An 11,988-nucleotide genomic window follows, 5' to 3' on the forward strand; every position below is an offset into this window, starting at 1 on the left:
GCTGCGGATGGCCCTATCGCGGGACAAGTCGGATCGCCGCACCGCCGCTCCCACAAGGATGGCGCTGTCCCTGAGAACGGCGCTGTACATGTGGGCGGCGGTGCGGCGATCCGACTTGCCGCGCGATCACGGGCGTAGCCCGTGCCAGGCGACGCGATCAGGCCGCGGCGGTAGACACCAGCCGCTCCAGCACCAGGGTGATGCCGGTGGCGTTGTAGCACTTGCTCCACAGGTTCATCTGCTTGAAGTCGGCGAAGTCCTTGCCGTCACCCGGGTCCATGTAGGTGCCGTCCGGGCGCTGCATCACGTAGTGCAGGCCGATGCCGAAGGTCATCACGATTTTCAGCGCCCGCCGGTTGGCCGCCAGGGCCGGTGGCTCGGAATGGATGATCGGGAAGCCCGCCCGCACGCACTTGGTCTCGGCATCGGGGTAGAAGGTCGACAACGCGCTGGCGATCATCCCGCTCATGTAGATCTTCACATCCAATCCCAACTCGCGGGCAGCGATGGCCACGTTGTGCGGGAAGGAATAGCCCAGCTTGCTCAGGTCGGCCTGCTCCTTGTCCAGCCGCCCGCCCGTCACGGACCCCGAGGTGATCTGGTACAGCGCCGCCTCGCAGAAATAGTTGGCCTGCAAGGCCTGGCCGGTGCTGCGCGCGCCGGTGTTCGGCAGGGTGGTCACGCCCAGCTCCGCCGCCGCGCACAACAGCGATGCCGCGCCACAGGAAAATGCGAAATCTTGTTTCTTGTTCATGGAAGGCTCTCGAAGGCCGGCAGGCCTGGGTTCACTTGATGTCGGTAATCCAGAAGAACGGGTTCGGATGGCCAGAGAACGCCGCCGGCTTGTCGACGGTCTCCAGCTGACTGCCGCTGAAACGCCACGAGGCGTAGTGCAGCGGCGCGAAGTACAGCCGCGCGTTGAGGTAGTCGAAGACAATGCGAAAGCGGTTGCCGCCCCAGCCGTAGGCGTCCAGGTCGCCCGCGGTGTACTCGACGTAGCCAGTGGCACAGTTGCCGCCGCCGCGGTCGGCCGAGTGGTGTTTGTTGGCCTGCGCGTAGGTGTGGTACAGCTGCCCGCGTGCCGAGGCCGGCTGCTGCGCCGTCAACTGCGGCAGGTAGCAGGGGGTGTTGGAATGGATCTGGCGCATCGCCCCCAGCGTGTCGTCGCCGATCGAGGTGGCGATGGCACTGCAATCGTAGGGCGCCGCCGATTGCATCAAGGTGCGCATCAACTGCTTGATGCGCGCGTCCACCGGCAGGTAGCGAAAATCGATGCGGTACAGGTCGAGGATCGGCCCTTGATTGCAGGCCTTGACGCAATCAGGGTCGGCCGCCTCTTCCAAGGCCTTGATGAACTCGTAGCTGCTTTTCTTGCCGTCGCGCTCGGACATGCTCGTTGTCTCCCCTGTCAGCCTGCGTGGCGCACCCACACCTTGGCGCTTTGCACCTCGGTGAGCTTTTCCCAGTCCTTGAACAATGTCTGCCAGTCGCTCAGCGGCTTGTAGGCGTCGTGCTCGCTGGCCAGCAGGCGTTCGATACGCAGCTCGGTTTCCTTGAAGCGCACCGCTTCGGCGCAGGCCACCACGGCGAACGACAGCGGCAGCCTGAGGTGGTCGTAGCCGCCGCCGCTGTATTGGCGCAGCGCTACCAGGTCCATGCGGGTGAAGGCCGAGTAGGTGGTGGCCGTGGTGTTGGTGCGCAAGGCCGAATGAGTGCCCTTCAGGTCAATCTTGCGCAGACGATTGTTGTTGCCGCCCACGCCCAGCTTCGGGGCGAACGGCGGCTCGGAATCGGCGAAGTGGTACCAGGTGCCATCGGCGCCGAGGAAGGCATCGATGTACAGGGACTTGCGCGACATCAGCAGGCTCGCCGCCACGCCCTCGCCTGGCTTCAGGATCAGGTCGATGCGAAAGAACCCTTCGCGCCCCTTGGGCATGGCCAGCAAGGTGCGCATCTGGGCGATGGCGTCGCCGTAGACGAACAGGCCGGTGTACAGGTGCATGGTGATGATCATGCCGCTTCCTCGTCGTAGGTGTAGTCGAAGGCGCCGTCGCGCACGCCCAGGTGCACGCGGGTGACTGCTTCGCCGCGCAGCATCCGTTCGAGGAATTCGCGGCTGATGGCGGGCAGTACCGAGTGGGTGAGGATCGCGTCGATCATCCGCCCGCCGCTCTCGAGCTCCGTGCAGCGGCTGGCGATCAGCGCTACCACTGCCTCGTCGCAGCTGAACGGCACGCCGTGGCGCTCGGCCAGGCGCCGCTCGATGCGGACCAGTTGCAGGCGGATGATGCTGGCGAGCATGGCGTCGCTCAGCGGGTAATACGGGATGGTCACCACCCGCCCGAGCAGCGCGGGCGGGAAGACTTGCAGCAGCGGCTCGCGCAGGGCGCGGGCGATGGTTTCCGGGTCCGGCACCCGCTCCGGTCGCTGGCACAGGTGGCTGATGGTCTCGGTGCCGACGTTGGTGGTGAGCAGGATCAGGGTGTTCCTGAAGTCGATCACCCTGCCCTCGCCGTCCTCCATCCAGCCTTTGTCGAACACCTGGAAGAACAGCTCGTGCACATCGGGGTGGGCCTTCTCGATCTCGTCCAACAGCACCACGCTGTAGGGCTTGCGCCGCACCGCCTCGGTCAGCACGCCGCCCTCGCCGTAGCCGACGTAGCCGGGTGGCGCGCCCTTGAGGCTGGAGACCGTGTGCGCTTCCTGGTACTCGCTCATGTTGATGGTCACCAGGTTGTGCTCACCGCCATACAGCGCCTCGGCCAGGGCCAGGGCGGTCTCGGTCTTGCCCACCCCGGAGGTGCCGGCGAGCAGGAACACGCCCACCGGCTTGCCTGGGTTGTCGAGCCCGGCGCGCGCGGTCTGGATACGCCGGGCGATGGCTTCCAGGGCATGCGGCTGGCCGATGATGCGGCGCGACAGGCTGCTGGCCAGGTTGAGCACGTTGTCGATCTCGTTGCGCACCATGCGTCCGACCGGAATGCCGGTCCAGTCCTGCACCACGGCGGCCACCGCTTGCTCGTCGACGGTGAGCAGGATCAACGGCGTCTCGCCCTGGGCCTCGGCCAGCGCTTGCTGGCGGCTGCGCAGCTCAACCAAGGCGTCGTCGCTCGCGCCCTCGCCGCCCAGTTGCCCGCGCAGTTCGACGATCGCCGCCACCTGTTCCTGCTCGCTGGCCCAGGACGCCTCCAGGCCATCGAGCCGCTCGCGCTCGCGGGTGCGCTGCGCGTCGAGGGCCGCCTGGCGCGCGTCGGTGTCCACTCCCAGCGCGCGCTCGCGGGCGATGATCGCCTGCTCGGTGTCCAGCGCTTCGAGTCGGCGACGGCTGTCGTCCACCGCCGCCGGGGTGGCGTGCAGGCTGATGGCAACCCGCGCGCAGGCGGTGTCGAGCAGGCTGATGGCCTTGTCCGGCAGTTGGCGCGCGGGGATGTAGCGGTGCGACAGGCGCACCGCCGCAGCCAGCGCAGTGTCGAGAATCTGAACCTGGTGGTAGCGTGCCATGCTCTCGGCGATGCCGCGCAGCATCAGCAGCGCCCGGGCCTCGTCGGGTTCGTCGACCTGCACGGTCTGGAAGCGCCGGGTCAACGCGGGGTCTTTCTCGATGTACTTCTTGTACTCGGCGAAGGTGGTCGCGCCGATCGTGCGCAGCGTGCCACGGGCCAGCGCGGGCTTGAGCAGGTTGGCCGCATCGCCGGTGCCCGCCGCACCGCCAGCGCCGACCAGGGTGTGGGTTTCGTCGATGAACAGGATCACCGGCGTGACGCTGGCCTGCACTTCGTCGATCACCGCGCGCAGGCGCTGCTCGAACTCGCCCTTCATGCTCGCCCCGGCCTGCAGCAGGCCGACGTCGAGCACCAGCAGGCGCACCGTGCGCAGCGCTGGCGGCACGTCACCGCGCACGATGCGCTGGGCCAGGCCTTCGACCACGGCGGTCTTGCCGACCCCGGCCTCGCCGACCAGCAACGGGTTGTTCTGCCGGCGGCGCATGAGGATGTCGATGACCTGGCGGATCTCGTCGTCACGCCCGACGATCGGGTCCAGCGTGCCGCTGCGCGCCTGCCCGGTGAGGTCGACGGTGAAGCGCGCCAGCGCCTCCTGGCCATTCGGGCCGGCGCTGGGCAGCGCGCCGGAGCTTTCCCCCGGTGCCAGTTGGAAACCGTCGCTGGCCGTCTGGTTGGCCTCGGGTGAGTCGGCCAGCAAGGTGGCGAAGCACTCGGTCAGGTCGTCGACGCGCACTTTGGCGAACTCGGCGGACAACGCCAGCACCGCATTGCGCAGGGCGCGGTCCTTGAGCAGGCCGACCAGCAGGTGCCCGGAGCGCACCTGGGCCTCGCCGAACATCAGCGTGGCATGCACCCAGGCGCGCTCGACCGTGTCTTCGAGTTGCGACGACAGGTCGGTGATCGAGGTGGAGCCACGCGGCAGGCCGTCCAGCGCCGTGGTCAGGTCGGCGGCCAGGCGCGCCAGGTCGAGGCTGTAGTGGCGCAAGATGCGCACCAGGTCGCTGTCCTGCGCCTGCAGCAACTGGTGCAGCCAGTGCGCCAGCTCCACGTAGGGGTTGCCACGCAGCTTGCAGAACACCGTGCTGCTTTCGATGGCCCGGTAGCACAGGCCGTTGAGTTTGCCGAACAGGGCCACTCGACTGATCTCAGCCATGATCTGATCCTTGCGATGAGGGGGAAACGGAAGGGGTAAGGCGCGGGTTGATGAGCAACTGGCGGTCGTCTTCGCTCGGTGGTGCGCTGCTCAGCCAACTGCTCCAGCCAAGCCGGGCATCCCGGCCCAGGCGGGTGCCGGGCAGGTGCTGGCGGGCGACGATCAGGTTGACGTCCCAGTCCAGCGCCAGGCCCGCGTACTGGCGCACCCAGTCGGTCAGCCGACGCAGGCCGGGCTGGCCCGGCAGCAGGCGGCGCACTTGGGCCATGCTCAGCGGGCCGACCCGCAGGCGGAACTTGCCCTGGGCGTTCCACACCTTGCGCCCGAGCACCGTGCCCACGCCCAGGCGCTCGGCGCTCGGCCCGCTGCGCAAGGCGCACAGGTCATCGGCCGGCAGGGTCATCCAGTGGCCGACGAACTGCTCCACCTGCACCGGCACGCCGAGGTCGTCGCTGAGCAGCGCGGCCAGGCCACCGGCATTGCGCATGTGCGGCGCCAGGCGCCCGGCATGGTGCTGCTTGGCCAGTTGCGGCACGGCATCGCGGCCTTGCAGCGAGGGCATGCCCAGGCCGATCAGCGAGGCCACGTAGTCGGAGAAGCGGTCGGCGCCGGGGCGATCGAGGCTGACCGCTGGCTGGGCACTGGCCCAGGCGCGGTAGAACAGGCTGATCAGGCGGTGGTGGAAGATATCGAGGAAGCGCGCCAGGGTCGGGTCGTCGACATTGCGCTGGCGGTCGCGTACGTATTCGGTCAGGTGCAGCGGCAGTGGCCCGTTGGCGCCCAGTGCGCCGAAGCCATTGAGCAGAAGGCGCGGCGCCTGGTGCCCCTCGCCCGCCTGCAGGCCCGCCAGCATCGCCGGTTCGAAGGCCAGCGACGGCTGCTGGCCGAAGCGCAGCGGCTCGTCGGCCGGGCGGCTGGCCTGGCCGATCCGTGGGCGGTCGGCGAAGGCGCATTCGAGCTGGCGCAGGGCGGCGTAGAAGTCGAACGACGCCGGTTTCTGCGCGAGCCGCTGCAACAGCGCTAGAGGATCTCGCATCGCCCTACCCTCGCCGGCCACTGCATGATCAAGCCGCGCGTAGTGCTGTGCAGCTGGGTTTCGGTAAAGCTGTTGAGCGCAACGTACTTGGCGAAGAACTGCTCCAGCACCGCGCCGAAGACGAACAGGCTGGCGCCTTCGAAGGCGCTCTCGTCGACCGTGACGCACACCTGCAAACCACGGCCATGGGTGATCGGGCCTGGGATCGGCAAGCGTCGCACGATCGACCGCGCGCTCACCGAGCGCAGCCCGTCGACCTGCTTGTGCACCGGCGTATCGCTGACGCCGCAGTACAGCCGCAGCAGGTCGCGCAAGGCGCTGGCGCCCTGCTCCGGGTCCTGGTCGAGCAGCGACAGGTAGTTCAGCGACAGGTGGCTGACCAGCCGCCAGGCGGTTTCGCCCTCGGCGAACGAGGCTCGCGGCGCGGTCGGCCCGGCCACGCAACGCACCGCCTGCACCGGCGCGCCGGACTCGACGGTGAAGTCGGTCTTGCCCACGCCCACCGGCATGCTCAGCACCAGGTCGCGGTTGCTGCACAGGGTGTCGACGCCCAGCTGGCGCAGGTCGCTGCGGTACGGCGCCTCGTGGGCGTCGACCAGGGTCAGGAAGATCTCGCTGCCGATGTAGCTGGAGCGCGGCCCCTGGCGACGCTGCTGGGCGCTGAGCACGCGGGTGTCGCGGCGCACCTGGTACCAGGCGCCCTGGCGAGGATCGTGCAGGTCGTTGGCGCGGTAGAACGACTCGAAGCGCTGCTCGGCCTCGGCACCACTGCCGTGGCCGGTGACGCCGGTGACCTGATGGATCTCGAAATCCATCGGCCGGGTGCGGTCGGGCACCACGTGGTAATCGACCTGCTGGTCGGACAGGTGCACGCGGTCGGCGCGTTTGGGGAACAGGTTGATCGCCGGGGTGCAGTGCAGCGCGAACTGCGTGGCGGACACGCTGCTTTCGAGCGCTGGCACGAAGGTCTTGAACAGCACCGTCACATCCAGTTCACTGACGTCGCAACGCTGCACCGCCGGGCCCAGTCCGCCCAGTTCGACGAACTGGAAGCGCTGCGGCAAGGCGAAGTATTCCTGCAGCAGCCGGTAGCCCTGGAAGGTGCGCGGCGCCACCGGCAGCAGGGCCTGGTCGTCGTCAAAGCCCTGGGCGCGCAGCGCCGAGGCGTCGATGAAGGCGTGCCAGCGGTTGTCGGCCTGCACCGGCTGCACCAGCACCCCGGCGGCCTGGGCCAGCAGTTGCTCCTGGATGCGCCCGGCCAGCCCTTCGGTGCCGCGCAGGTGCAGCATCAAACGCTCGAGGGCGAGCTTGTCGAAGGTCAGCCCGGCGCCGACTTTCAGGCGCAGGCGCAGCGCTGCCTTGACCGGGCCCAGGCGCGCCAGCTCGACACCGCCGACCTGCCCGGAGCAGGCGAAGTAACGGGCCTCGGTGAGCTCGATCGGCCACAGGGTGACGTCATGCGCGGTGCGGAATTCGCAGGCGGTCTGGTCGCCCTTGCCCAACAGGCTGTGCAGCGCCGTGCCGCGCGGTACGGTGAAGCCTGCGGCCAGGCTGCCTTCGGCGAGGTCCGGTTGCAGTTGCACCAAGGCCGTGGCTGGCGTGGGTGCCAGGTAGTGGGGGTAGACCAGCTCCAGCAGGTGATTGGTGAAGCGTGGAAATTCGGCGTCGATCTTCAGTTGCACCCGCGCCGCGAGGAAGCTGAAGCCCTCCAGCAGGCGCTCGACGTAAGGGTCGGCGCAGGCGTGGCTTTCCAGCCCCAGACGCCCGGCGACCTTGGGGAAATCGCGGGCGAACTCACCGCCCATCTCGCGCAGGTGCTGGAGTTCGCGCTCGTAGTAACGCAGCAGCTTGGGGTTCATCGCACACCTCCGGCGTCGATGTCGTAGAGCTTCACATCGCCCGCCTCCAGGTCCAGTTCGGTCTTCAGGTACAGGCGCTCGGGCAGCGGCTGGCCCCACAGCTCACCGTGGATCTCGAACGCCACCTGGTTGGGGCTGGCCTGTTCGCGGTCCCGGGCCAGTGGCGTGACGCGCACGCTGGCGGGCAGGATGCGCGGCTCGAAATCGACGATCACCTGCTCGATGCGCCGCGCCAGGGCCTGCGGATCAAGGCCGGTGGCGGTCTTGCCGGACAGGTCGGGCAGGCCGAAGTTCAGCACCGAGCGCGCCGCCAGCGGGTAGGCGGTGAGGTCCTGCACACTGCCCAGGCTGGTGCCGTTGAGCAGCCAGCCGAGGTCGCGCAGCACCGCCTTGCGCAGCGCGCGCATCGACAGCACGCGCTGCTCGCGGGGCTCGTGCGACTGGTCGCGGGCGTCGTCGCTCAGGCGGTCGAGCAGCGAGGGTTGCAGACGCTCACTGCTGGTCAGCTCAGCCATGATCGACAGCGCCGGGCAAGATGAAGGGGGTCATGGGCGACACTCCAGGTCGGAGGGCCGGGCCGGCACCTGAGCACCGGCCGGCCACGGGGCCAGGTCAGATCTTGGCGTTGGCTTCCAGGTCCCACTTCTTCGGCGTGCCGGTGGTGATCTTCTCGCCGCTGAAGGAGTCGTACTGGTAGCTGATCTTGGTGAAGTTGATCGAGAAGGTTTCGCTCGGGCGCTCGCCGTTGCTGCTGGCCGAGTAGGAGCTGATGATCGCCTCCTCGAGTTCGAGCTTGAGGAACACCTGCTCTTTCTTCTCGGCGCCGCCGGTCTGGATGAAGTGGATCTCGGCCTTGCCCAGGCTCTTGCCGCACACCGCTTCCATGAACAGGTCGGCGGACGCCAGGTCGGTGGCCTTGGTCAGGGAAATCTCCGAGAACGACGGGTTGCTGGTGTCGCGGTCGGCGCCGCCGCCGCTGGTGGAGATGGCGCGGCCGACGCCCATCTGCAGGGCGTCGATGGTGATCCAGTCGGCGTGGCCGGAGACGGTCGAGGTGCCTTTGATTTTCTTGCCGTTGAAGTTGAGCAGGATCATGGTCTGTACCTTTTCGGTGGGTCAGTGAGGGTGCTGGGGAACGCGCGGCGTCAGGTCTTGGCCGACGGCAGCTTGGAAACCAGGCGCAGCGACACGGTCAGCCCTTCGAGCTGGTAGTGCGGGCGCAGGTAGAACTTGGAGTGGTAGTAGCCGGGGTTGCCCTCGACCTCCTCGACCACCACCTCGGCGCCGGCCAGCGGTTTGCGCGCCTTGTCCGATTCGGTGGCGGTGGCCGGGTTGTGCTCGACGTAGCGGCCGATCCAGTTGTTCAGCCACACCTGCATGTCGGCGCGTTCCTTGAACGAGCCGATCTTGTCGCGCACGATGCACTTCAAGTAGTGGGCGAAGCGGCAGGTGGCGAACAGGTACGGCAGGCGCGCGGCCAGGTTGGCGTTGGCGGTGGCGTCGGGGTCGTCGTACTCGGCGGGCTTGTGCATCGACTGCGCGCCGATGAAGGCCGCCAGGTTGCTGTTCTTCTTGTGCACCAGGGGCATGAAGCCGTTCTTGGCCAGTTCTGCTTCACGACGGTCGCTGATGGCGATTTCGGTCGGGCAGGTCATGTCCACGCCGCCATCGTCGGTCGGGAAGGTGTGCACCGGCAGCCCTTCGACCGCGCCACCGGACTCGATGCCGCGGATCTGCGAACACCAGCCGTAGTGCTTGAACGAGCGGTTGATGTTCACCGCCATGGCGTAGGCGGCGTTGGCCCAGGTGAAATCCTTGCTGCCGACGCCGTCGGTGGTTTCCTCGAAGTCGAAGTCTTCCACCGGGTTGGTCTTGGCGCCGTAGGGCGCGCGGGCGAGGAAGCGCGGCATGGCCAGGCCCACGTAGCGCGAGTCTTCCGAGGCGCGGAAGCTGCGCCAGGCGGCGTGCTCGGGGGTCTGGAAGATCTTGGTCAGGTCGCGCGGGTTGGCCAGTTCCTGCCAGGACTCCATCAGCATCACGCTGGGGTCGGCGGCGGTGATCAGCGGGCAGTGGGCGGCGGCGCTGACCTTGGCCATCTGGCTCAGCAGCTCGACGTCCGGGGCGCTGTTGTTGAAGTAGTAGTCGGCAACGAACGCGCCGTATGGCTCGCCGCCGAACTGGCCGTATTCCTCTTCGTAGAGCTTCTTGAAGATCGGGCTCTGGTCCCAGGCCACGCCCTTGAACTTGCGCAGGGTGCGATGCACTTCGGCCTTGGAGATGTTCATCACGCGGATCTTCAGCGACTCGTCCGACTCGGTGTTGTTCACCAGGTAGTGCAAGCCGCGCCAGGCGCTTTCCACGCCCTGGAATTCCTCGTGATGGAGGATGTGGTTGATCTGCTCGGAGAGCTTGCGGTCGAGCTCGGCGATCATGCCTTCGACGGTGCCAAGCACGTCGCCGGTGATCAGCCGGGTGCCTTGCAGGGCCTGCTCGGCCAGGGTGCGCACGGCGTTCTCGACGGCGTCGCGGGCCTTGTCGGTCTTGGGCTTGAACTCTTTTTGCAAGAGGCTGGCGAAGTCATCGAGGTCGACTTCGCGGGCCGCTGCGGGGGCCGTTGCCTCATGGGCTTGTGGGGTGGACATTGCAGCATCCCTCGTTTTTTGGGCAAAAGGGTCTACCTGCCGGTGCCGCGAAGGCCCAGCCGGGTGTCAGGGTTCGATCAGGGGGTTGGGGTCAGTCGCTGCTGTCGGCAGTCGGCTTCGGGGCACTGCCCAGGGCCTGCAACAGCGCAGGGTCGGCGAGCACGCGGGCGAGCAGTTCCTCGGCGCCGACCTTGCCGTCCATGTAGGTCAGCAGGTTGGACAGCTGGTTGCGTGCGGTGAGCAGTGCATCCAGCGACGGCACCTTGCGCGCCACGGCGCCGGGGCTGAAGTCGTCCATGTTCTCGAAGGTGATCTCCACTGGCAGGTTGCCCTCGCCGGTAAGGGTGTTGGGCACCTGGAAGGCCACGCGCGGTTTCATCGACTTGAGGCGCTCGTCGAAGTTGTCGACGTCGACCTCCAGGAACTTGCGCTCGGCCACCGGCGGCAGCGGCTCGGCAGGCTTGCCGGAAAGGTCGGAGAACACGCCCATGACGAAGGGCAATTGCACGGTCTTCTCGGCGCCGTAGATCTCCACGTCGTATTCGATCTGCACCCGTGGGGCGCGGTTGCGGGCGATGAACTTCTGGCTGTTTTCTGCCACGGGACTGCTCCTGTGCTGGGTTAACGGGGTGTATCGATCAGTCGTCGCTGCGCGGGTCGTCGCGCACGCCACTGACCATGGCCATCTGCGCCAGGCCATCGGGGGCCAGGTCTTGCAGCAATTCGATGAAGTTCAGATCCAGCAGTTTGCGGGCACGCTGCAACAGCAGCGGCACCGGGCTGCCGGGTTCGTGTACGGCGAAGTAGGCGCACAACCGGTCAAGGGTCTGGCGCACGTCCTCGCGGCTGGCGATCTCGCCACGCGGGCTGGCCCCGGTGGCGCGGGCCTGTGGGGTGGCGGCCTGCGCGGTGTCGATGGGCGTGGCGGGCAGTCGCTGGCGCAGGACCTCGGCAGCGCGGCGCAGCGTCGTGGACAACGCGCTGAGGTCGATGGCGCTGGTGAAACCGACGTGCTCGGTCAGCAGCGCCTCGATGCGTTGGCTGCTGTGCCAGGCATGCTCCAGGGTGGCCAGGGTGTCGGCGAGGTGCTCGGGGGCGGCTTGTTGGAAGACGGCCTCGATCATGGCCAGGGACGGGCTTTGCGAATCGGACGTGGCACTGGCTTCACCGTTGGCCAGGTCGATGTCGCGCAGGCTGACGCTACCCAGCGGCGCGAGATCGACCAGCGGCGTGGTGCGCAGGTCGTGCAGCAGGCCGGCGGTTTCACAGAGGCTGGCCAGGGTGTTCACGCGCAGTTGCGGGTCGTGGTCGTCTTCCGGGTCCAGTTGCGGGTGCAGGTGGGCCCACTGGTCGGCAAGCAGGGTTTCGATCAGTGCCAGGCCTGCGGCCAGACCAGGGAAGCCGTTGAGGTTGAGCTCGGCGCGGGTCAGGTGCGCGGCCAGACGCAGGTCTCGGCTGCGCTCGGCCAGGGCCAGGGACAGGCGGTGCACGCGCTTCCAGTCGGCGGCGGTGGCTTGGGTCAGGGTGCTGCCATATTCGACTTCCGGCTTGCCCTGGACCTCTTCCTCGAGGGCCAGGTAGTCGGCATCGTATTCCAGGCTTTCGCCACAGGGGGCGTCGGCGGTCAGCGGTTCGGCCAAATGGTTAAGGTACATCGAAGGACCCCATCGGAATGCGTGTTCTGAGGGGATAACAGGTGGGGGCTGGGGATTATTCCGGGGGGTGGGAAATTATTTTTTTGGGGCTGTGATGGCCCTATCGCGGGGGGTGGGGGGGGGGGGCCCCCCCGGGGGGA

The 11,988-nt window shown here is 67.7% G+C and carries 11 protein-coding genes; all 11 read right to left on the reverse strand.

What is annotated here, in order from left to right; translation table 11 throughout:
* Positions 1 to 157: 157 nt before the first annotated feature.
* Positions 158 to 754: a hypothetical protein gene (locus tag IAE40_RS25385; RefSeq protein ID WP_197893318.1), complete on the reverse strand. Its 597-nt coding sequence runs from the start codon at positions 752 to 754 to the stop codon at positions 158 to 160.
* 31 nt (positions 755 to 785) lie between these two features.
* On the reverse strand, positions 786 to 1,391 hold the full coding sequence (locus tag IAE40_RS25390; protein WP_200604056.1) for a hypothetical protein: 606 nt from the start codon (positions 1,389 to 1,391) through the stop codon (positions 786 to 788).
* 17 nt (positions 1,392 to 1,408) lie between these two features.
* Complete coding sequence (locus tag IAE40_RS25395; protein WP_153773452.1) at positions 1,409 to 2,014, reverse strand: ribosome-inactivating family protein; 606 nt, start codon at positions 2,012 to 2,014, stop codon at positions 1,409 to 1,411.
* Entirely contained in the window at positions 2,011 to 4,656 is a 2,646-nt protein-coding gene (gene tssH, locus IAE40_RS25400) for a type VI secretion system ATPase TssH (RefSeq protein WP_200604057.1), read from the reverse strand. Before tssH ends, IAE40_RS25395 begins: the two co-directional genes overlap by 4 nt.
* Positions 4,649 to 5,692 (reverse strand): type VI secretion system baseplate subunit TssG, encoded by a 1,044-nt coding sequence (gene tssG / locus IAE40_RS25405; RefSeq protein WP_234465249.1) that lies wholly within the window; start codon positions 5,690 to 5,692, stop codon positions 4,649 to 4,651. The genes tssH and tssG overlap by 8 nt, the downstream gene beginning before the upstream one ends.
* The gene (gene tssF / locus IAE40_RS25410) at positions 5,677 to 7,551 is read right to left on the reverse strand and encodes a type VI secretion system baseplate subunit TssF (RefSeq protein WP_153773455.1); all 1,875 of its coding nucleotides are present in this window, start codon (positions 7,549 to 7,551) and stop codon (positions 5,677 to 5,679) included. Before tssF ends, tssG begins: the two co-directional genes overlap by 16 nt.
* Entirely contained in the window at positions 7,548 to 8,066 is a 519-nt protein-coding gene (gene tssE, locus IAE40_RS25415; protein ID WP_197893322.1) for a type VI secretion system baseplate subunit TssE, read from the reverse strand. The genes tssF and tssE overlap by 4 nt, the downstream gene beginning before the upstream one ends.
* A gap of 97 nt (positions 8,067 to 8,163) precedes the next feature.
* A complete protein-coding gene (locus tag IAE40_RS25420; protein ID WP_054895422.1) occupies positions 8,164 to 8,646 on the reverse strand; it encodes a type VI secretion system tube protein Hcp in 483 nt (160 codons plus the stop codon).
* A 50-nt stretch (positions 8,647 to 8,696) separates the two neighbouring features.
* Positions 8,697 to 10,193 carry a type VI secretion system contractile sheath large subunit gene (tssC, locus tag IAE40_RS25425; protein WP_063545520.1) on the reverse strand — a complete coding sequence of 499 codons (1,497 nt, stop codon included), beginning with the start codon at positions 10,191 to 10,193 and terminating at the stop codon, positions 8,697 to 8,699.
* 91 nt (positions 10,194 to 10,284) lie between these two features.
* Positions 10,285 to 10,794: a type VI secretion system contractile sheath small subunit gene (tssB, locus tag IAE40_RS25430; protein WP_054895420.1), complete on the reverse strand. Its 510-nt coding sequence runs from the start codon at positions 10,792 to 10,794 to the stop codon at positions 10,285 to 10,287.
* Positions 10,795 to 10,831: 37 nt separating this feature from the next.
* The gene (tssA, locus tag IAE40_RS25435) at positions 10,832 to 11,848 is read right to left on the reverse strand and encodes a type VI secretion system protein TssA (RefSeq protein ID WP_200604059.1); all 1,017 of its coding nucleotides are present in this window, start codon (positions 11,846 to 11,848) and stop codon (positions 10,832 to 10,834) included.
* Positions 11,849 to 11,988 lie beyond the last annotated feature (140 nt).

This window comes from Pseudomonas sp. S44, assembly GCF_016624805.1.
Classification (GTDB): domain Bacteria; phylum Pseudomonadota; class Gammaproteobacteria; order Pseudomonadales; family Pseudomonadaceae; genus Aquipseudomonas; species Aquipseudomonas machongensis.